Consider the following 20,494-nt stretch of genomic DNA (forward strand, 5'->3'; position numbering starts at 1 on the left):
CTTCTTTTCTTCGCTTCTTCAACTCCTCACGCCGACCGCGCAACAATGGCCGACCCGATTACATCCCGTTCGCGCCGCGGCGTGAGTGCTCCTGCCGCCCAGGAAACGCGCGGCCGTGCATTGCCCCGCTGGCATTACCTCGTCGCTTTGGTCGCCGGTGCGGCCAATACGCTGTCGTTCGCGCCGACCCCGCACGGCGGCTGGCTCGAACTTGTCATCTTTGCGTTCTTCTTTGCGTGGCTTACGCGGACGACCGGCTGGAAGAGCGCCGCGTTGACGGGCGGCGTTTTCGGGTTCGGCAATTTCGTTACGGGCGTGTGGTGGCTGTACGTCAGCATGCATTACTACGGCGGCATGGCCGCGCCGCTGGCGGGCGCGGCGGTCGTGCTGTTTTCGCTCTATCTGGCGGTTTATCCGGCGCTCGCCGCGGGTGTCTGGTCGTTCTGCGCCGGGCACGCGCGCAACGGAGCGTCAGATACCGACAAACCGTTCTCGCCGACCTGGCACGGCGCGTTGGCTTTTGCGAGCGCGTGGGCGATCGGCGAATGGTTGCGCGGCACCGTGTTCACCGGTTTTCCGTGGCTAGCAAGCGGTTATGCGCAGGTGGACGGTCCGTTTGCGGGGTTTGCGCCGGTGGCGGGTGTGTACGGCGTCGGCTGGATGCTCGCGCTGGTGGCGGCGTTGATTGTGCAGGCGCTGTTGCCGTTGCTGCCTCCGCGCAAACCGCTTCCCGATGCTGCCCACGGCGGCAAGGATGGAAATGATGACAACAGGGCTCAGCGCAGCGGCGCGCGTGTCGCGGTACCGGGTGGAATCGCGATTGCGCTGATCGGGGCCGGTCTGCTGCTGCCACTCGTGCAATGGACCCTGCCGGCCAACGCGCCGCTGACGGTGCGCCTTCTGCAAGGCAACGTCAAACAGGAAATGAAGTTCGAAGAAGCCGGCATGCGTGCCGCGATCGACCAGTATCAGCAAATGATCACGTCGAAGCCGGCTGACCTGATCGTCACGCCGGAAACCGCCATTCCGGTGCTCGCGCAGCAATTGCCGCCGCAGTTCGCGTCCGCGGTGCGCAACTTCTCGGATACGACCGGCACCGCGATCCTGTTTGGCGCGATCGGCGGCACGATTACACCGGAAGGCCAGGTAGTCGACTACACAAACAGCCTGTTCGGCGTCACGCCGGGCACGCGCGAGGTGTATCGCTACGACAAACACCACCTCGTGCCGTTCGGCGAATTCGTGCCGTGGGGCTTCCGCTGGTTCGTCAATCTGATGAACATTCCGCTCGGCGATTTCGCTCGTGGAGCGCCGGTGCAGAAGCCGTTCATCGTGCATAACCAGCCCGTGTCGGTCAACATCTGCTACGAAGACATTTTTGGCGAAGAGATCGCGCGGAACATCCGCGAGAGCGATACGCCGGCGGGCGTGCTGGTCAACTCGACCAATCTCGCCTGGTTCGGCGATACGATCGCGCTGGACCAGCATCTGCAGATTGCGCGTATGCGCTCGCTGGAAACCGGCCGGCCGATGCTGCGCGCGACTAACACCGGCATGACGGCCGCGATCGATGCGAACGGCAAGATGATAGGGCGATTGACGCCGTACACCGTCGGCTCGCTCGATGTGACGGTGCAAGGGACCTCGGGCAGCACGCCTTATGTGACGAGCGGCAACAACACGGTGCTGGCGGTTTCGTTACTGCTGCTGGCGTTTGGATTTGCGTTCGGGCCGGGGATTACGCGGCGTCAAAACGGCAAGAAATAACCCGCGATAAGCAGCGTGACCGCGCCATCCCCCGCCGCGGCACCCACGTCATTCCCTCAACCCGCCGGCACCGTATCAATAAACGACTGACGTAACGAAAGCTTCTGGAAATGCTTATCCAGATTCGGATACGATTCGCGCCAATTCAACTCAGGCATGCGGAAATCGAGGTAGCCCAGCGCGCAACCCACCGCAATATCGGCGAGCGTGTAGTGATTGCCCGTACACCACGGCTTGGTGCCCAATCCCTGTGACATGGCGATCAGGCCTTCGTCGATCTTGCGTTGCTGCCGCGCGACCCAGGCGTCCACGCGCTGCTCGGGTGTTCGCTGGGTGCCTTCGAGGCGAATCAGCACCGCCGCGTCCAGCACGCCGTCGGCGAGCGCTTCCCAGCAGCGCACTTCAACGCGCTCGCGGCCCGACGGCGGAATCAGCTTGCCGACCGGCGACAGCGTATCCACGTATTCGCAGATCACCCGCGAGTCGAACACCGCTTCGCCGTCTTCCATCACGAGGCACGGCACCTTGCCGAGCGGATTGAAAGTGTGAATCGCCGTGTCCGGCGCCCAGACGTTCTCGGGCACCAGTTCGTAGTCGATCTTCTTGTCGGCCAGCACGATCCGCGCTTTACGCACGAACGGGCTGCCGAGCGAACCGATGAGTTTCATCATTACAATCTGCCTTTTTTTGAATTCGGCGAAAGTATAAGTGGTCGGCGGCATTCGCGAGCGCGGTGCGTCTCTTCACAAGCCGCATGGATGCTCGCTGTGGATGGATAGCAACATTGCCTCAACCCTCACGCGCCGTCTACCCGGCCGAACGGCCGATGCGGCTGACGCGGCCCCGCATCTCCACCCGTATCCGCGCAAAATAAGTCTCCGCATTGGGCGCTACAATCGCACGATGAACCAGCCGACCGAACCCACCATCGCGATCGACGTCTACCGCATGCGCCGCGAGCGCGTACTCGGCGCGCTGCGCGCAGCCGGTGGCGGCGTCGCCATCGTCCCCACCGCAACGGAAAAACTGCGCAACCGTGACGCCGATTATCCGTACCGGCACGACAGCTACTTCTACTATCTGACCGGCTTCACCGAACCCGGGGCGCTGCTGGTACTCGACGCAAGCGTCGCACGAGGCGAGCCGGCGTCGGTCCTGTTCTGCCGCGAGAAGAATATCGAGCGTGAGACGTGGGAAGGCTTCCGTTTCGGCCCGGAGGGCGCGCGCGAGGCGTTCGGCTTCGACGCCGCCTTCGCCGTCGGCGAAGTCGATGCGCAACTGCCCCGGATTCTCGCCGACAAACCGTCGTTGCATTACGCGCTCGGCACCTCGGCGGAACTGGACGCACAGGTGCGAGGTTGGCTCGACGCAGTGCGCTCGCTGGGCCGCAGCGGCGTCGCGGCGCCCGCTGCCGCGCGCGACCTGATTCCGCTCCTCGACGACATGCGGCTCATCAAGGACGACCACGAACTCGCCATCATGCGCCGCGCCGGACAGATTTCCGCGCAAGCGCATCGGCGCGCCATGGCGGTCTGCCACCCCGGCGTGCGCGAGTACGAACTCGAAGCCGAGCTGCTTTACGCATTCCGCAAATTCGGCGCGCAGGCGCCGGCCTACACCTCGATCGTCGCCGCGGGCGCGAACGCCTGCGTGCTGCACTACCCGGCCGGCAACGCGATTGCTCAGGACGGCGATCTGATCCTGATCGATGCGGCCTGCGAACTCGACGGCTACGCCTCCGACATCACCCGCACGTTCCCCGCAAGCGGCCGCTTCACGTCGGCACAGCGCGAGCTGTACGACATCGTACTGGCCGCGCAACAGGCGGCCGTCGACGCCACCCGCGCCGGCGCCACCTTCGACGATCCTCACCAGGCCGCCCTGCGTGTGCTGTCGCAAGGCTTGCTCGATACGGGCATCGTCGATCGCGCGAAGTTCGCCGCGGTGGACGACGTGATCGCCGAGCGTGCCTATGCGCCCTTTTATATGCACCGTACCGGTCACTGGCTCGGCATGGACGTCCACGATGTTGGCGACTACCGCGAGCGCGGCGCGCCGCGCGACGAAGCGGGTGCGCTGCCGTGGCGCACGTTGCAGGCGTCGATGACGCTGACCATCGAGCCCGGTCTGTATATCCGTCCGACCGAAGGCGTGCCCGAGCGCTACTGGAACATCGGCATCCGCATCGAGGACGACGCGATCGTCACGCCGACCGGCTGCGAGCTGATCACCCGCGACGTGCCGGTAGCCGCCGACGAGATCGAGGCGCTGATGCAGGAAGCCCGCGCGGCCCAGAAAGCTGGGAAGTAACCCAAGGAAGCAACCCGCAATGAAAGACGTTTCCCAGTCGACGGTGATTCTGAAACCCGCGGCGTCCGATCATTCATTCGATTTCGACGTGACCATCGTCGGCGCCGGGCCGGTCGGGCTGGCGCTGGCCGGCTGGCTGGCACGCCGCAGCGCGACGCAGGCGCTGAAGATCGCACTGATCGACGCCCGTGAGCCGGAAGATTCGATTGCCGATCCGCGCGCGATCGCCGTGTCGCACGGCAGCCGGATGATTCTCGAACCGCTGCGCTGGCCCGCCGACGCCACGGCGATCCAGCGCATCCACGTGTCGCAGCGCGGCCATTTCGGCCGCACGCTAATCGATCACGCCGAGCATGGTTTGCCGGCGCTCGGCTATGTGCTGCGTTACGGCTCGATCGTGCACGGTCTCGCCGAGGCGGTTCACGCGACTTCCGTACACTGGTTCCGCTCCACCTCCGCGTCGGCGCCGACTCAGGAACCGGATGGCATGACACTGCCGATCGAAACCGCGGGAGTCACACGCCATCTGCGTACGCGGATCCTGGTGAACGCCGAGGGCGGCCTGTTCGGCGACCAGAAGACCGGCAAGCACGCCGGTAGCAGCGTCGGCGAAGGCGGCACGCGTGACTACGGGCAGACCGCGCTGGTCGGCACGGTCAGCGTGTCGGCGCCGCAGCCGCATGTGGCGTGGGAGCGTTTCACGTCGCAAGGGCCGATCGCGCTTCTGCCGATGGGCGGCGTGCGCGGCGCGGATTACGCGCTCGTCTGGTGCTGCGCGCCCGACGAAGCCGCGCGCCGCACGCAACGCTCCGACGACGAATTCCTGCGCGAGCTCGGCGCCGCATTTGGCGACCGCATGGGCCGCTTCACGGGGATCAGGGGGCGCGCGTCGTTTCCTTTGGGACTGAACGCGGTCGATACGCTCGTGAAGGGTCGCGTCGTCGCGATCGGCAACGCGGCGCAGACGCTGCATCCCGTGGCGGGTCAGGGTTTGAATCTCGGTCTGCGCGACGCACACGCGCTTGCCGATGCCTTGTCCGCGGAGGGCCCGACTCCGCTCGCACTGGCTACGTTCGCGCAACGCCGCGCGCTCGACCGGCGCCTGACGATCGGCGCCACCGACACGCTCGCCCGGCTTTTCACGGTCGACTTCCCGCCTCTGGCCATCTTGCGCGGCCTTGCGCTGACGGCACTCGAATTCATCCCGCCGGTGAAAACCGCGCTGGCGCGGCAAATGATGTTCGGCCAGCGCCGCTGAGTCTGAGTGCGCCGCCCGCTCGCGCCCCCACCGCCGCTGCGACCTTTTCAGGCACCGTCGGCATGGCCGAGCGAGCGGTGCCGGCGCTATGAACAGACCACTTTCATAGAAGATTTAATGAGTTACGACCGACACATGTCGGATGTCGGCCATCCGTTAACGCTAAAATAGCGGTTTTCCCTCGCATTTCGCGAATGCTCCGATTGACAGAATCTAAACAATCGGGTGCGCGCGCGTCCACGTCATGCCCACTCTCGGCTCGCACAATCTGCGTAATAACCTGTTCGTCGCGCCCATGGCCGGCGTGACCGACCGGCCGTTCCGCCAGCTCTGCAAACGGCTGGGCGCGGGCTATGCGGTGTCGGAAATGGTCGCATCGAACGCGCAGCTGTGGAAAAGCGAAAAGACCATGCGCCGTGCCAACCACACGGGCGAAGTCGAACCGATCGCCGTGCAGATCGCCGGCGCCGATCCGCTCATGATGGCTGAAGCGGCTCGCTACAACGTGGCGAACGGCGCGCAGATCATCGACATCAACATGGGTTGTCCGGCCAAGAAGGTGTGCAACGTGGCGGCCGGTTCGGCCCTGTTGCAGAACGAGCCGCTGGTGCAGCGCATTGTCGAGGCGGTCGTGAGCGCGGTGGGCGTCGGCCCGGATGCCGTTCCCGTCACGCTGAAAATCCGCACCGGCTGGGATCGCGACAACAAGAATGCGTTGTCAATCGCGCGTCTGGCCGAAGCCGCGGGCATCTCGATGCTGACCGTGCACGGCCGCACGCGCGCCGACCTGTATCACGGCGACGCCGAATACGAGACCATCGCCGCGGTGAAAGCGGCGGTACGCATTCCAGTGGTCGCCAATGGCGACATTACGTCGCCGCAAAAAGCCCGCGAGGTGCTCGCCGCTACCGGCGCTGACGCGATCATGATCGGCCGCGCCGCGCAGGGACGTCCGTGGCTGTTTCGCGAGATCGAGTATTTCCTGCAAACGGGCGAGTTGCTGCCGCCGCCGCGCATCGACGAAATCCAGCAGGTGATGAACGAGCATCTCGAAGATCACTACGCGTTCTACGGCGAATTTACGGGTGTGCGCACAGCACGTAAGCATATCGGCTGGTACACTCGCGGCCTTTCTGGCGCCAACGTGTTCCGGCATCGCATGAATACGCTGGACACCACGCGCGAACAACTCCTCGCCGTCAACGAGTTCTTCGACGCCCAAAAGGCGATCTCCGACCGCCTCGTCTACGTCGACGAAACGCTCAACGAGAAAGACGACGAGCCGGACCATACCGACCGACTAGCAGCATGAGCAAGAACAATATCGAACAATCTGTCCGCGACAGCCTGGGGATGTATTTCCAGGATCTCGACGGCTCCAATCCGCACGACGTCTACGACATGGTTATTTCATGCGTGGAAAAACCCTTGCTCGAAGTGGTGCTCGAGCAGGCCGGCGGCAATCAGTCGCTGGCCGCCGAGTATCTCGGCATCAACCGCAATACGCTGCGCAAGAAGCTGCAACAGCACGGGCTTCTGTAGCTCGTTGTAGCTCGTTTTAGTTTCTTTTGCGCCCTGCCACGTTTTTCTTCGGCTTTTCGTCTTCATCATGATCAAGCAAGCGCTCATCTCCGTTTCCGACAAGTCCGGCATCGTCGACTTCGCCAAGTCGCTGTCGGACCTCGGCGTCAAGATCCTGTCGACCGGCGGCACCGCGAAACTGCTCGCGGACGCGGGTCTCTCCGTCACCGAGGTCGCCGACTACACCGGCTTCCCGGAAATGCTGGACGGGCGCGTGAAAACGCTGCATCCGAAGGTGCACGGCGGCATTCTCGCGCGCCGCGACCTGCCGGAACACATGGCAGCGCTTGAAAAGCACGATATCCCGACGATCGACCTGCTGGTCGTGAACCTGTACCCGTTCGTGCAGACCGTGTCGAAAGAAGAGTGCTCGCTGGAAGACGCGATCGAGAACATCGACATCGGCGGCCCGACCATGCTGCGTTCGGCCGCGAAGAATCATCGCGATGTGACGGTGGTGGTCGATCCGGCGGATTACGCGGTCGTGCTCGACGAAATGCGCGCCAATAGCAACGCGGTTTCGTACAAGACAAACTTCCGACTGGCTACCAAGGTGTTCGCGCACACCGCGCAGTACGACGGCGCGATCACGAACTACCTGACGAGCCTGACCGACGAACTGCAACATTCGTCGCGCAACGCTTACCCGGCTACGTTCAACCTGGCATTCAACAAGGTTCAAGACCTGCGCTACGGCGAAAACCCGCACCAGAGCGCCGCGTTCTATCGCGACCTTTCCGTGGCGGCCGGCGCACTGGCGAACTACAACCAGCTGCAAGGCAAGGAACTGTCGTACAACAACATCGCCGACTCCGACGCAGCGTGGGAATGCGTGAAGACGTTCGACGTGCCGGCCTGCGTGATCGTCAAGCACGCGAATCCGTGCGGCGTCGCGGTGGGCGCGGACGCGAACGAAGCGTATGCAAAGGCGTTCCAGACCGATCCGACCTCGGCGTTCGGCGGCATCATCGCGTTCAACCGTGAAGTCGACGAAACGGCGGCGCAAGCGGTGGCCAAGCAGTTCGTCGAAGTGCTGATCGCGCCGTCGTTCAGCGCGGCGGCTCGCCAGGTGTTCGCGGCCAAACAGAACGTGCGTCTGCTGGAAATCGCTTTGGGCGAAGGCCATAACGCGTTTGATCTGAAGCGCGTCGGCGGCGGTCTGCTGGTGCAATCGCTCGATTCGAAGAACGTGCAGCCGCGCGAATTGCGCGTGGTCACGAAGCGTCACCCGACGCCGAAGGAAATGGACGATCTGCTGTTCGCATGGCGTGTCGCGAAGTACGTGAAATCGAACGCGATCGTGTTCTGCGGCAACGGCATGACGCTGGGCGTCGGTGCGGGGCAGATGAGCCGCGTGGACTCGGCGCGCATCGCCAGCATCAAGGCGCAGAACGCCGGTTTGACGCTGACCGGTTCGGCCGTGGCGTCGGATGCGTTCTTCCCGTTCCGCGACGGCCTCGATGTGGTGGTGGCAGCAGGCGCGACCTGCGTGATCCAACCGGGCGGTTCGATGCGCGACGACGAAGTGGTCGGCGCGGCAGACGAGCACAACATCGCGATGGTGTTGACTGGCGTGCGTCACTTCCGGCATTGATTTGTCAGGCTTGGCGGCGGGCGTCTGATTCTCGGTGACGCAACGCTCGCCGGCTTGGCTTGAAAGAAGCGGTCCGGTGGAATTTTCCACCGGACCGTTTTCTTTTGGCTGTCGCCCTCGGCTGCGTTCTCTGGCCTCTTTTCGTGCCCGCCCTCCCTAACCGCGTTCTCCGTGCGGTGCCGGTCAGTCGTCCGGATCCTTTCTCGCGTACCCGTCGCTCACGTCGACGTGCTGGCTAATGTACGTGCTAAGCCCCTGCCCTCGCTGGGCTAAACGCTTGAGCGTGGCGACGTGTTTCACGCCGACACTCGCCTCGGTGTACCAATACACGACGCCCGGTTTGAAACGAACCGCGACAAAGTCGTCGCCGATTTCGTAGGCCTCGACGCCCGAGTCGCCGCTGAGATTCCGATAGCGCTCCATATTCGATTCCCCTTTCCGCGCATGCAGCAGCAGTTTTTATTCCGCCGGCATCGCCGCATGCCGACCGCCACGCGACGCGTTCGTTGTAGTATCGCAAGCACCTGGTTTTTACCGCACGTGCGGCACCTCATGAGAATTCTCGGCATCGACCCCGGCTTGCGCGTGACCGGCTTCGGCGTGATCGATCAAAGCGGCCACACGCTGAGCTACGTCGCGAGCGGCGTCATCAAAACCGCCGACGCCGATCTGCCGTCGCGTCTCGGCACCATTTTCGAAGGCATTTCGACCCTGATCCGCCAGCACTCGCCCGATCAGTCGGCAATCGAAAAGGTGTTCGTCAACGTCAACCCGCAATCCACGCTGTTGCTCGGCCAGGCCCGCGGCGCGGCCATCTGCGGATTGGTCGCGGGCGGCGTGCCGGTCGCCGAATATACGGCGCTGCAGTTGAAACAGGCGGTAGTCGGCTACGGCCGCGCGACCAAGGAGCAGATGCAGCAGATGGTAGTGCGGTTGCTGAACCTCTCGGGCGTGCCCGGCACCGACGCTGCCGACGCGCTAGGCATGGCAATCTGCCACGCGCACAGCGGCTCGACGCTCAGTACGCTGGGCGGCATTGCGCCCGCGCTGGCGAAGAAGGGCTTGCGGGTGCGGCGCGGACGTCTGGTGGGATAGGCTCGTCGGCGCACTCGGTTCCGTCAGCCGCACTTTCGGCTTGCGCCGTCGCGCCTGCCGGCACTCGCTGCGCTACACTCGCCCTTTCTCTCAAGATTGAACTCGCCATGATCGGTCGCATTGCCGGCGTTCTGCTGGAAAAAAACCCGCCGCATCTGCTTGTCGACTGCAACGGCGTCGGTTACGAAGTCGACGTGCCGATGAGCACGTTCTACAACCTGCCGTCGACTGGCGAACGCGTCGTGCTGCTCACGCAAATGATCGTGCGCGAAGACGCGCATCTGCTGTACGGCTTCGGCACCGCCGAGGAACGCTCGACCTTCCGCGAATTGCTGAAGATCACCGGCATCGGCGCACGCATGGCGCTCGCGGTTCTATCGGGCATGAGCGTGCCCGAGCTGGCGCAGACCGTCACGATGCAGGACGCAGCGCGTTTGACGCGCGTGCCGGGCATCGGCAAGAAGACGGCGGAACGGCTGCTTCTCGAACTGAAGGGCAAGATCGGCGCCGACCTGGGCACGATGGCGGGCGCGTCGTCAGCACCCAATCACGCCTCCGACATCCTGAACGCACTGCTCGCATTGGGTTACTCGGAAAAAGAAGCGCTGGCGGCCGTCAAGAACGTGCCGGCAGGCACCGGCGTTTCCGAGGGCATCAAGCTCGCGCTGAAGGCGCTCTCCAAGGGTTGACGCTCAAGCCCCGGCAGTGCGCCGCGCGCGATGGGTAAAGCTTCGCACACCGCGGCCCCCCAAGGGGGCTCCCTTCGGGGCGCGCGCGGTACAATGAACGGATGATCGAAACCGACAAACTCGCCGCCGAGCGCATCATCGCGGCCACGCCCGTCTCGCCGAACGAAGAAGCGTTCGAGCGTGCGTTGCGCCCGCGCCAGCTCGAGGAATACGTCGGGCAGGAAAAGATACGCGGCCAGTTGGAAATCTTCATCGAGGCCGCCAGGCGCCGTTCAGAATCGCTCGACCACGTGCTGCTGTTCGGGCCGCCGGGTCTCGGCAAGACCACGCTCGCGCACATCATCGCGCGAGAAATGGGCGTCAATCTGCGGCAAACGTCCGGCCCGGTGCTCGAACGCGCCGGCGACCTCGCCGCGCTGCTCACCAATCTCGAAGCCAACGACGTGCTTTTCATCGACGAAATCCACCGGCTCTCGCCGGTCGTCGAGGAAATTCTGTACCCGGCGTTGGAGGATTATCAGATCGACATCATGATCGGCGAAGGGCCGGCCGCGCGCAGCGTGAAACTCGATCTTCAGCCGTTCACGCTGGTCGGCGCGACAACCCGTGCGGGCATGCTGACCAATCCGCTGCGCGATCGCTTCGGTATCGTCGCGCGGCTCGAATTTTATAACGCCGAAGAACTGGCGCGTATCGTCACGCGTTCGGCTTCGCTGCTGCATGCGCAGATCCATCCAGACGGCGCGTTCGAAATCGCCAAGCGCGCACGCGGCACGCCTCGGATCGCAAACCGGCTCTTGCGCCGCGTGCGCGATTTCGCCGAGGTGAAAGCCGACGGCAACATCACCGCGCAAGTGGCCGACGCCGCGCTCAAAATGCTCGACGTGGATGCAGTCGGCTTCGACCTGATGGACCGAAAGCTCCTTGAAGCGATCCTGCACAAGTTCGACGGTGGCCCGGTCGGTGTGGACAATCTGGCGGCGGCAATCGGCGAAGAGCGCGACACGATCGAAGACGTCCTCGAACCGTATCTGATCCAGCAGGGCTTCCTGCAACGCACGCCGCGCGGTCGCGTCGCCACGATGCTGACCTACCGGCATTTCGGTCTCGCCACGCCGGACTCATCGAGCAGCGTACTGCCCGGCCTATGGGATTCGGCCGCAACGTGAACCGGATCCACGTCTCGTGAGGCCGATTTAGGGATGTCCGATCAAGCCAAGCGGCCCGGCTCACGCGGCGGTCTCGCGCAATTGCTCACTCGCCGGATCCGCGCGAGGCTGGCTGCCGGCGTCACCCATCTGACAAGCGGCAGCGGCCCCACACTCGACTATTCATCGCCTGCGGGCGACCCCGGTCTGTTCGGGCCTGACTCGGTGTGCTGGAAAGTCCACGCCGACTTCACGTCGATGATGACAGGCGGCATCAGTGCGCTGCTACTCCAGGCATTGCACCCGCTGGCGCTGGCCGGCGTCTGGGACCATTCCACGTTTCGCGCCGATATTCTGGGACGCCTGCGCCGCACCGCGACGTTCATCGCCGGCACGACATTCGGCAACCGGCACGATGCGTTGGCGCTGATCGAGCGCGTGAAGCAGATTCATCTTGGCGTGACAGGCGTGGCGCCCGACGGCCGGCCGTATCGTGCGAGCGATCCTGCCCTGCTGACGTGGGTGCATGTGGCGGAGGTGTCGAGCTTCATGACTGCGCACTTAAGGTATGTGAACCCTGCGCTGCCGGTTGCCTCCCAGGATCAATACTTCGCCGAGACCGCGCGCATTGCCGAAATGCTCGGCGCGTCGGACATTCCGCGCTCACGCGCCGAGATCGACACTTACCTGCTCGCCATGCAGCCGGTGCTGGTGGCCAGCGAGCGCACGCGGGAAGTCGTGAGGATTCTGATGACCGCGCCCGCACCGAGCGTGGCGATGCGGCCCGCCGGGCTTTTGATGTTCAATGCGGGCGTCGATCTGCTGCCCGATTGGGCGCAAGCGATGCTTGAGTTCGAGCGCTACGCCGGCGTTCGCCGCATGGTCGCGAGGCCAGGCGTAAGGCTGGTCGCGCCGGTGATCCGCTGGGCGCTGGTGAACGGTGTATCGAAGCGGGCTCGCCGCCGCGTTGCCGCGACACGCGAATCGAAGTAAGCCGCGCAAACCGGCTCCCGATCAACGCCCCGGTTCCGGCACTCTCTTGAAGCTGTCGTCCGCGCTGGGCGCATCGAGATGCGACACGTCCGCCCACGACACGACGGTCGCCTTGCCGCCATCGAAATCCACCACGTTGACGCTGGTGTTCAGCAACGCGTAATCACGCGGCGCATCGAGCGGCAACCCGCAGGCAAACCGCCGCACGCAATCCAGCACGCCACCATGCGCGACGCAGGCGATCCGTCCGCCCGGATGCGCGGCGACGATGGGCTCGATCGCGTGCAGCACGCGATGGTAAAGCGTGCGTTGCGATTCGCCTTCAGGCGGCGCGAAACCCGGATCGCGGGTTTGCCAGTGCGCGTATTCGTCGGGGAAACGGATCGCGATCTCGTCGCTGTCGTGCCCCTGGAACGCGCCGTATGAACGCTCGCGCAACCTTTCGCGCAATTGCAACTGCAAGCCGAGCGCGTCGGCGATGGGCTGCGCGGTTTGCTGTGCGCGTTGCAGATCGCTCGAATAGATCGCGTCCAGCCGCGCGCCCTCCTTCACCTCATTCGCCATGCGGCGCGCGAGGCGCTGCGCCTGCGCGAAGCCGGTTGTCGCGAGCGGAATGTCGATGTGACCTTGAATGCGCTTGATGCGGTTCCAGTCGGTCTCGCCGTGCCGGATGAACAGAATCTGCGTGGTCATGGGATGAAAGTGGGCGCCATTCGCCGGTTGTGCCGAACCGCTATTGTCGCAAAAAGCGGCTGGAGGCGTGGATGCGTGCTGCCGCATGCGTCATGCGGCAGCCGTCAAAACTCAAGCGGTCGTCTGCAACCAGAACGTGACCGGCCCGTCATTGACGAGCGACACCTGCATATCGGCGCCGAACTCGCCTGTCTCGACGATCGGATGCCTGGCCCGAGCGGCAGAGACGAAGTAATCGAACAGACGCTTGCCTTCCTCGGGCGGTGCGGCGGGCGTGAAGCTCGGGCGCAGACCGCTGTTCGTGTCCGCGGCCAATGTGAATTGCGAAACGAGCAGCAGGCCGCCCGCGCGCCCGGCGCCGTCGAGATTCTGCACGGAGAGATTCATCTTGCCGGCCGCGTCGCTAAAGACACGATAGCCGAGCACCTTGGCGAGCAGCCGATCGGCCGCGCCTTCCGTGTCGCCACGTTCGGCGCACACCAGCGCGAACAGGCCCGCCTCGATCGCGCCGGTCACACGGTCGCCCACGCGCACTTCCGCGCGACGCACGCGTTGGATCAGCGCGATCATCGGCTCGACTCCGAATGCAACGCTCGAGTCATCATCGAGTTATCGCTGAGCCATCAGGCCGTCAGCGTAACGCGGGCAAAACGGCGTTTGCCGACCTGCACGACGTACTCGCCCGCTTCGACCTTCAGGCCCTTGTCGGATACGGTCGCGCCATCGATCTTCACGCCGCCTTGCTCGATATTGCGCAGCGCCTCGCTGGTCGACGGCACGAGGTTGGCTTGCTTGAGCAACTGGCCGATCGCGAGCGGTGCGCCCGCGAGCGTCACCGCCGGAATATCGTCCGGCACGCCGCCCTTCGCGCGATGGTTGAAGTCCTCGAGCGCGCGCTCGGCATCGGCTTGCGAGTGGAAGCGCGCGACGATCTCCTGGCCCAGCATCACCTTGAAGTCGCGCGGATTGCGGCCCGCGTCGATCTCTTGCTTGAAACCGGCGATTTCGTCCATCGGACGGAACGACAGCAGTTCGAAGTAACGCCACATCAGCACATCGGAAATGCTCATCAGCTTGCCGAACATGTCGGTCGGCTTTTCGCTGATGCCGATGTAGTTGTTCTTCGACTTCGACATCTTCTCCACGCCGTCGAGCCCTTCGAGCAGCGGCATGGTCAGGATGCACTGCTGTTCCTGGCCGTACTGCTTCTGCAACTCACGGCCTACCAGCAGGTTGAACTTCTGATCCGTGCCGCCGAGTTCGAGGTCGGCATTCAGGGCGACCGAGTCGTAACCTTGCATCAGCGGATACAGGAACTCGTGGATCGAGATCGGCACGCCGCCCTGAAACCGCTTGGTGAAATCTTCGCGCTCGAGAATACGCGCCACCGTGTAGCGCGATGCGAGCTTGATCATGCCGTCGGCGCCGAGCGGCATCGACCATTCGCTGTTGTAGCGGATTTCCGTCTTGTCGCGATCGAGCACGAGCGCGGCCTGCTCGAAATACGTTTTCGCGTTCGACTCGATCTGCTCGCGCGTAAGCGGCGGCCGCGTGGCGTTACGGCCCGACGGATCGCCGATCAGCGACGTGAAATCGCCGATCAGGAAAATCACCGTGTGACCGAGGTCCTGCAACTGACGCATCTTGTTCAGCACGACCGTGTGGCCGATATGAATGTCAGGCGCGGTCGGATCGAGGCCGAGCTTGATGCGCAGCGGCTTGGCCGTAGCCGCGCTCTTCGCGAGCTTTTGCGCGAATTCGTCTTCGATCAGCAGTTCGTCGACACCGCGTTTGGTGACGGCGAGCGCGTGACGGACTTCGTCGGTGATCGGGAAGGCGGGGCTGGGCTTGGTGGACTCGGTGCTCATGCTGGAAACGTGAAGTCGCGAAAAAGGGAGATTGTCCCATAGATGCGCGCCGCCGCGCCCACTGACTCAGCCGCAAGCGGCCCGCCGGCGCAAGATTTCCGCACGCCGGGCCGCCCCGCTGGCGTTGCCATGCTTTATATTCGGCCGCGCTGGTGCCGATAATCTGCTACAACGGATCGCAACGAAACAGCGAGAGGAGCAGCAACGTGGCGCAAGACCCCGCAGACGGCATCTACTTTGGATTGATGTCCGGCACGAGCATGGACGGCGTGGACGGCGTGGCCGTCAGATTCGCCCAAGGCAAGGCACCGGTGGTGCTGGCCGAGGCGTTTGTCGGCTTCGCGGCGGGTTTGCGCGAGGCGTTGTTCGCGCTTCAACAGCCCGGCGACAACGAGATCGAACGCGAAGCGCTGGCCGCCAATGCGCTCGCCACGCGCTACACGGTGTGCTGTCACGAATTGCTGCGCGGCAGCCGTGTGCCTGCCTCGGAGGTTCGCGCGATCGGCGTGCACGGCCAGACGGTGCGGCATCGGCCGGAAAAAGGTTACACGCGGCAGATCAACAACCCGGCGCTGCTCGCGGAAATGATGCACATCGACGTGATTGCCGACTTCCGTAGCCGCGACGTCGCGGCGGGCGGCCAGGGCGCGCCGCTCGTGCCGGCGTTTCATGCCACAGTATTCGGCGCAAAGAACGAAACGCGGGTGGTCTGCAATCTCGGTGGCATCAGCAACATCACGATCCTGAATGCAACCGGCAGCGTGCGCGGCTTCGACTGTGGGCCGGCCAACGCGCTACTCGACGAGTGGGCGCAACGCCATCTCGGCAAGCCTTTCGACGAAAACGGCCATTTCGCGGCCGACGGCCAGGTCGATCGCACGCTGCTGAACGCCTTGCTCGACGAACCATTTTTCTCGCAACAGCCGCCGAAAAGCACAGGCCGCGACCTCTTCCATGCCGAGTGGCTCGACACAAAGCTGCAGCCGTTCGCCGCTCTCGCCCCCGCCGACGTGCAAGCCACACTGGTCGCGCTGACCGCGGTAACGGTTGCACGTGAAATCGAGCGGCATGCGTCGGATGCCAAGGCGGTCTATGTGTGCGGCGGCGGTGCGCGCAATCCTGAGATTCTTAAAGCGCTGCAGCAGGCGCTGGACGACAGCGGCGTAAGCGGTGTGCCGGTGATGACCACCGACGCGTTGGGCGTGCCGCCGAGCCAGGTCGAGCCGCTAGCGTTCGCGTGGCTCGCGATGCGCTGCGTGGCGCGCTTGCCGGGCAACTTGCCGGCGGTCACAGGCGCAGCCGCCGAGCGCGTGCTGGGGGCAATCTACCCACGCTAATTGAGAGGCCCGCGTTTCAGCTCGGGCAATAAAAAACGGGGCCGAAGCCCCGTTCCTCTCACAACCTGTCGCCTAACCGGCTGCCATCAAACCGAGAACGACGAGCCGCAACCACAGGTGGTCGTGGCCATGGGGTTCTTGATGACGAATTGCGCACCGTTGATGTCGTCCTTGTAGTCGATCTCAGCGCCAACCAGATACTGGTAGCTCATCGAATCGATCAGCAGCTGGACGCCGCTCTTGTTCATGACCGTGTCGTCTTCGTTGATGGCTTCGTCAAACGTAAAACCGTACTGAAAGCCCGAGCAGCCGCCGCCCTGCACGAAAACGCGCAGTTTGAGGTCCGCATTGCCTTCTTCTTCGATCAGTTGCTTGACCTTGTCAGCCGCTGCGTCGGTAAAAACGAAGGGGGCGGGCATCTCGGTCACGGGTGTATCGGTGACTGCGTTCATTCGAACTCTCCAAAAAGCTTCTAACCGCTATTGTAGGGCTGATCTCGATATCGTGCTGAAGCCCACAAAATCAATGGGTTCTTCCCGAAAAATCGTCTGGCAGCTTCTTTTCATTCACCAGCCTGTCTGCGCGCGCCAAACCGACACCCCGGCAACCCGACCGCCGTCGCACAACCCACGCGAAAAACCATAAAAAAAGCCGCCTTCGCGAAAGCGTTGGCGGCTTTTGCAGTGCTCCAGCTCGAAAGCCGGATCGCACACGAAGCGATTAACGCTTCGAGAATTGCTTCCTGCGACGTGCCTTGTGGAAGCCGACCTTCTTACGTTCGACTTCACGAGCATCACGCGTAACGAAGCCAGCGCTCGACAATTGCGGCTTCAGCGTTGCGTCATAGTCCATCAGCGCGCGGGTGATGCCGTGGCGAACCGCACCGGCTTGACCCGTTTCACCGCCACCCGTCACGTTGACCTTGATGTCGAACGTAACGCCGTGGTTCGTGAGTTCCAGCGGCTGACGCACAATCATCAGCGACGTTTCGCGCGAGAAGTAATCGGCGATAGGCTTGCCGTTCACAACGATATCGCCCTTGCCTGCCTTGATGAAGACGCGTGCGACGGCGCTCTTGCGGCGGCCCGTACCGTAATTCCAGTTACCGATCATGTGGGCTCCCCTTAGATCTCGAGCACATTCGGCTGTTGCGCCGAATGCGGATGCGTTGCTTCAGCGTAGACCTTCAGCTTCTTGATCATCGCGTAGCCGAGCGGGCCCTTCGGCAGCATGCCCTTGACCGCTTTCTCGAGCGCACGGCCCGGGAAGCGTTCTTGCATCTTGCCGAACGTGGTTTCATAGATACCGCCCGGGTAACCCGAGTGACGGTAGTACTTCTTGTCAGTAGCCTTGTTGCCGGTGACTCTCAGCTTGCCCGCGTTGATAACGATGATGAAATCACCGGTGTCGACGTGCGGAGTGAATTCAGGCTTGTGCTTGCCGCGAAGACGGAGTGCCACTTCGCTGGCGACACGCCCGAGAACCTTATCCGTCGCGTCAATCACGTACCATTCACGCGTCACCTCATGGGCTTTTGCGGAAAACGTCTTCATGATCGATCCAAAAAAATTGCTGCGCCCAATGTATTTTTTCCTGCTTGTAGTGTGCGCATCGAGGCGCGTGCAGGCTCTCCCTAGTTCTTCCTCCGCGGGCGCGGATGCGGAAAAGCCCTGAATTATAAAGGAATTTGCCCCGCCGAGTCAAAGCATGCGGGGTTTTCGGCGAGAAGTTGTGCGCGGCGGCGACCGGCCGGCGTCATTTGACCGTCCCCGCGGCTCGCAACCGGCGTCAGCGCGGGCGAAAAAAAACCCGAACTAGTGGTTCGGGTTTAATCCACCAAAGGAGGAGGTGGAGGAGACAGCGGAGGTCGCAGAACTGCTGCAACCGATGGGATCGATTATATGAGGCAGCCTTGTGCGACGCAAGAACATTTGCATTGTGAAATTATATTTCACAATGTGGCAAACAAATCCGCAGATCAAAAATCGATGAATTCCTTTTAAAATCAATTGCCAAAGCTCTTGTCAGAGACTGCACACACATCCATCGTCTAGAATAAAACCCCTAAACCTGTCAGGGCATTCCCGAATTGGCGAAACATGCCGCACCGCAACACGCAAGCCGTGATTGCGCATAAGTTCCGGCGAAAGTCCCTTCAGGCGGACACGCAAACACCGGGCTACAATGCCGTCTCGATATCAGCACAGCGCGGTGGAGCACAGCATGGAATGCAAAGTTAGCTGGATGGGGCAGGACGGGATGGCGTTTGCGGCCGAGACGGGCAGCGGTCATCTGGTCACGATGGACGGCGCGCCAGAAGGCGGCGGCCGCAATCTCGCGCCGCGTCCGATGGAAATGGTTCTGCTTGGCACGGGCGGCTGCACGGCGTACGACGTCGTGATGATCCTGAAGAAAAGCCGCCAGGAAATCGCCGGCTGCTCCGTGACGCTGAAGGCCGAACGCGCCAGCGAAGATCCGAAAGTGTTCACCCGGGTCCACTTCCACTTCACCGTGACGGGCAAGAATCTGAACCCGGCTACCGTGGAGCGCGCGATCAATTTGTCGCACGACAAATACTGCTCGGCGTCGATCATGATCGCGAAGACCGCTGAGCTCACGCATTCGTTCGATATCGTCGCCGGCTGAGCGCGGCGCTTCGGCTTCGGCAGAGGTGGCCGCGCATCTAACCTGGCCGGCGCGACAAAAGAAAAATGCCGGCGTCCACACGGACGCCGGCATTTTTTGTTGGATGGCAAAGCAGGCCGATAAGCCGGATTCTGTGCGCGCGCCACGTCCGAAAACGCGACGCGCGTGGCAGCCATTCCTCTAGGCGCGCCATTACTGACGCGCTCAAGCTTCCTACCCGCAGACGTGACGGGGGCCCCGTCCTGCATCTCGAAGATGCCAGCCTGCCTACTTGGAATTGCTCCGGGTGGAGGTTACCGTGCCGGCCCGCCTTGCAGCGGCCGCGGTGCGCTCTTACCGCACCGTTTCACCCTTACCTGATCCCGGCTTGCGCCGGGCCATCGGCGGTTTGCTTTCTGTTGCCCTGTTCCGCGTGTCACCACGGATGGCCGTTAGCCATCACCCTGCCCTATGGAGTCCGGACTTTCCTCGCCCTCTTTGGCTAAAAGCCGCAGAGGCCGCGACTGCCTAGCCTGCTTTGCTGGGCGGATTTTAACACTTGGATGGCCCGCGGGCCGCCGTGGCGGGTGAAATAGCCGGATGGCCGTTATCGCAACCAAATCCGCCGCTTGTCATGACGGCACCCAGATGGTTTCGTCACCGCGCCCACGCCGAATGGCGCGCCCGACCCGATATCGTTTTAGCGCGTACGGCGCCCCGTGCGGAACACGGACGCGTCGTCGTAGAACGCAGCAGCTTCGTTCTCCGGCCACCAGCCTGGGATCCCCAGTACGGGGAGCGGCGCGAACCTGCGGCTAGTCAATGCGTCGGTGGTCAGCAACGTCCTGCTGACCGCCTCGTCCAGCCATGCATCGCGCGCCGCGGCGTCCCACCTGAAATACTCGGAAGGCACATCGACGATCCATGCGTGGCCCGTGCAGCCCTTGAACGGCGCTACCAGCTTTTCCAGCAGCGCGTGACCAAAGCAGCGCACTTCACAGCGCGCGCCCCACGCATCACGCTGGGCAACCAGCAGCGTCTGCCAGTCGAAACCTCGCAACGCGGCGCTCAGCGCCGGGTCGGCGCACGCGAACAGCAACGCGTTTTCGTCGAACAAGGTCAGCGTATCGCGCACGCCACCACGGGTCGGACCGACGCCCAACACGTCGATCGCCGCCGACTGGCGTGCGTTCAGCGCCGCCTTGATACGCGGAAACGCAAACCACATCGACGCGTTGAAGAAATCATGCAGATTGTGGCGCGTGGGCACGCAGCCCGTCGACGCGATGTGCGCCTCGTAAGCCGCGCCCGGCGGCAAATCGTCCTGGGCGATGAACGCGAGGCGCTGACCGCGGCCCGTGGTCAGCCGCATCTCGCCGGCATCGGCGTTCATTTCGGCGAGCAACGCCGCGTAGCTCGTCAGTGCGCCCCGCTGCCAGCGCTCGCCGCGCGCGGCGAACTGAGCGAACCATGGCCTCGACCAATCGATATCCACGAAGCCAAAGCCCACGCGCGCCGCCTCGTGCGCCCGCATTT

General features: G+C 63.4%; 21 protein-coding genes and 1 other RNA gene. 12 read left to right on the forward strand and 10 right to left on the reverse strand.

Going from position 1 to position 20,494, the window contains the following annotated elements; translation table 11 throughout:
- Window positions 1-45 precede the first annotated feature (45 nt).
- Window positions 46-1,767: an apolipoprotein N-acyltransferase gene (lnt, locus tag ACAX43_RS06480; protein ID WP_370707575.1), complete on the forward strand. Its 1,722-nt coding sequence runs from the start codon at window positions 46-48 to the stop codon at window positions 1,765-1,767.
- 56 nt (window positions 1,768-1,823) lie between these two features.
- Here the strand turns inward: lnt and ACAX43_RS06485 are convergent, their stop codons facing one another.
- Window positions 1,824-2,438, reverse strand: a complete 615-nt coding sequence (locus tag ACAX43_RS06485) for a glutathione S-transferase C-terminal domain-containing protein (RefSeq protein ID WP_370707576.1) — start codon at window positions 2,436-2,438, stop codon at window positions 1,824-1,826.
- Between the two features lie 232 nt (window positions 2,439-2,670).
- On the opposite strand from ACAX43_RS06485, the gene ACAX43_RS06490 reads away from it, so the two are divergent.
- The 5 genes from ACAX43_RS06490 to purH all read left to right on the forward strand — a co-directional run bounded on the left by ACAX43_RS06490 (window position 2,671) and on the right by purH (window position 8,510).
- On the forward strand, window positions 2,671-4,077 hold the full coding sequence (locus ACAX43_RS06490) for an aminopeptidase P N-terminal domain-containing protein (RefSeq protein WP_370707577.1): 1,407 nt from the start codon (window positions 2,671-2,673) through the stop codon (window positions 4,075-4,077).
- 19 nt (window positions 4,078-4,096) lie between these two features.
- Complete coding sequence (locus ACAX43_RS06495; RefSeq protein WP_370707578.1) at window positions 4,097-5,335, forward strand: UbiH/UbiF/VisC/COQ6 family ubiquinone biosynthesis hydroxylase; 1,239 nt, start codon at window positions 4,097-4,099, stop codon at window positions 5,333-5,335.
- 244 nt (window positions 5,336-5,579) lie between these two features.
- Window positions 5,580-6,647, forward strand: a complete 1,068-nt coding sequence (dusB, locus tag ACAX43_RS06500; protein WP_370707579.1) for a tRNA dihydrouridine synthase DusB — start codon at window positions 5,580-5,582, stop codon at window positions 6,645-6,647.
- On the forward strand, window positions 6,644-6,877 hold the full coding sequence (locus ACAX43_RS06505) for a Fis family transcriptional regulator (RefSeq protein WP_007180440.1): 234 nt from the start codon (window positions 6,644-6,646) through the stop codon (window positions 6,875-6,877). The genes dusB and ACAX43_RS06505 overlap by 4 nt, the downstream gene beginning before the upstream one ends.
- A gap of 67 nt (window positions 6,878-6,944) precedes the next feature.
- On the forward strand, window positions 6,945-8,510 hold the full coding sequence (gene purH / locus ACAX43_RS06510; RefSeq protein ID WP_370707580.1) for a bifunctional phosphoribosylaminoimidazolecarboxamide formyltransferase/IMP cyclohydrolase: 1,566 nt from the start codon (window positions 6,945-6,947) through the stop codon (window positions 8,508-8,510).
- A gap of 183 nt (window positions 8,511-8,693) precedes the next feature.
- On the opposite strand, the gene ACAX43_RS06515 is transcribed toward purH, so the two are convergent.
- Window positions 8,694-8,933 (reverse strand): hypothetical protein, encoded by a 240-nt coding sequence (locus ACAX43_RS06515; protein WP_370707581.1) that lies wholly within the window; start codon window positions 8,931-8,933, stop codon window positions 8,694-8,696.
- Window positions 8,934-9,062: 129 nt separating this feature from the next.
- Between ACAX43_RS06515 and ruvC the strand changes: the two genes are divergently transcribed.
- From ruvC to ACAX43_RS06535, 4 genes are all read left to right on the forward strand, one after another.
- A complete protein-coding gene (ruvC, locus tag ACAX43_RS06520; protein WP_370707582.1) occupies window positions 9,063-9,605 on the forward strand; it encodes a crossover junction endodeoxyribonuclease RuvC in 543 nt (180 codons plus the stop codon).
- A gap of 107 nt (window positions 9,606-9,712) precedes the next feature.
- On the forward strand, window positions 9,713-10,294 hold the full coding sequence (gene ruvA / locus ACAX43_RS06525) for a Holliday junction branch migration protein RuvA (protein ID WP_370707583.1): 582 nt from the start codon (window positions 9,713-9,715) through the stop codon (window positions 10,292-10,294).
- Between the two features lie 101 nt (window positions 10,295-10,395).
- Window positions 10,396-11,463: a Holliday junction branch migration DNA helicase RuvB gene (gene ruvB, locus ACAX43_RS06530; protein WP_370707584.1), complete on the forward strand. Its 1,068-nt coding sequence runs from the start codon at window positions 10,396-10,398 to the stop codon at window positions 11,461-11,463.
- A 33-nt stretch (window positions 11,464-11,496) separates the two neighbouring features.
- Window positions 11,497-12,435, forward strand: a complete 939-nt coding sequence (locus tag ACAX43_RS06535; protein ID WP_370707585.1) for an oxygenase MpaB family protein — start codon at window positions 11,497-11,499, stop codon at window positions 12,433-12,435.
- Between the two features lie 21 nt (window positions 12,436-12,456).
- Here ACAX43_RS06535 and ACAX43_RS06540 read toward each other — a convergent pair whose 3' ends face one another.
- The 3 genes from ACAX43_RS06540 to tyrS all read right to left on the reverse strand — a co-directional run bounded on the left by ACAX43_RS06540 (window position 12,457) and on the right by tyrS (window position 14,996).
- Complete coding sequence (locus ACAX43_RS06540; RefSeq protein WP_370707586.1) at window positions 12,457-13,128, reverse strand: histidine phosphatase family protein; 672 nt, start codon at window positions 13,126-13,128, stop codon at window positions 12,457-12,459.
- A 111-nt stretch (window positions 13,129-13,239) separates the two neighbouring features.
- On the reverse strand, window positions 13,240-13,698 hold the full coding sequence (gene dtd, locus ACAX43_RS06545; RefSeq protein ID WP_370707587.1) for a D-aminoacyl-tRNA deacylase: 459 nt from the start codon (window positions 13,696-13,698) through the stop codon (window positions 13,240-13,242).
- A gap of 53 nt (window positions 13,699-13,751) precedes the next feature.
- A complete protein-coding gene (tyrS, locus tag ACAX43_RS06550; protein ID WP_370707588.1) occupies window positions 13,752-14,996 on the reverse strand; it encodes a tyrosine--tRNA ligase in 1,245 nt (414 codons plus the stop codon).
- Window positions 14,997-15,202: 206 nt separating this feature from the next.
- Between tyrS and ACAX43_RS06555 the strand changes: the two genes are divergently transcribed.
- A complete protein-coding gene (locus tag ACAX43_RS06555) occupies window positions 15,203-16,333 on the forward strand; it encodes an anhydro-N-acetylmuramic acid kinase (RefSeq protein WP_370707589.1) in 1,131 nt (376 codons plus the stop codon).
- An 86-nt stretch (window positions 16,334-16,419) separates the two neighbouring features.
- Here the strand turns inward: ACAX43_RS06555 and erpA are convergent, their stop codons facing one another.
- The 3 genes from erpA to rplM form a co-directional block, all read right to left on the reverse strand.
- The gene (erpA, locus tag ACAX43_RS06560) at window positions 16,420-16,785 is read right to left on the reverse strand and encodes an iron-sulfur cluster insertion protein ErpA (protein WP_370707590.1); all 366 of its coding nucleotides are present in this window, start codon (window positions 16,783-16,785) and stop codon (window positions 16,420-16,422) included.
- A 268-nt stretch (window positions 16,786-17,053) separates the two neighbouring features.
- Window positions 17,054-17,446: a 30S ribosomal protein S9 gene (rpsI, locus tag ACAX43_RS06565; RefSeq protein WP_370707591.1), complete on the reverse strand. Its 393-nt coding sequence runs from the start codon at window positions 17,444-17,446 to the stop codon at window positions 17,054-17,056.
- A gap of 11 nt (window positions 17,447-17,457) precedes the next feature.
- A complete protein-coding gene (gene rplM / locus ACAX43_RS06570) occupies window positions 17,458-17,886 on the reverse strand; it encodes a 50S ribosomal protein L13 (RefSeq protein WP_370707592.1) in 429 nt (142 codons plus the stop codon).
- 670 nt (window positions 17,887-18,556) lie between these two features.
- Here rplM and ACAX43_RS06575 point away from each other — a divergent pair.
- Window positions 18,557-18,979 carry an OsmC family protein gene (locus ACAX43_RS06575; RefSeq protein WP_370707593.1) on the forward strand — a complete coding sequence of 141 codons (423 nt, stop codon included), beginning with the start codon at window positions 18,557-18,559 and terminating at the stop codon, window positions 18,977-18,979.
- A gap of 104 nt (window positions 18,980-19,083) precedes the next feature.
- Here the strand turns inward: ACAX43_RS06575 and rnpB are convergent.
- Both rnpB and ACAX43_RS06585 read right to left on the reverse strand, forming a co-directional pair.
- Window positions 19,084-19,498: RNase P RNA component class A (rnpB, locus tag ACAX43_RS06580), an RNA gene on the reverse strand.
- A 160-nt stretch (window positions 19,499-19,658) separates the two neighbouring features.
- Window positions 19,659-20,492, reverse strand: a complete 834-nt coding sequence (locus ACAX43_RS06585; RefSeq protein WP_370707594.1) for a DUF3025 domain-containing protein — start codon at window positions 20,490-20,492, stop codon at window positions 19,659-19,661.
- Window positions 20,493-20,494: the final 2 nt, after the last annotated feature.

This window comes from Paraburkholderia sp. IW21, from assembly GCF_041321145.1.
GTDB lineage: Bacteria > Pseudomonadota > Gammaproteobacteria > Burkholderiales > Burkholderiaceae > Paraburkholderia.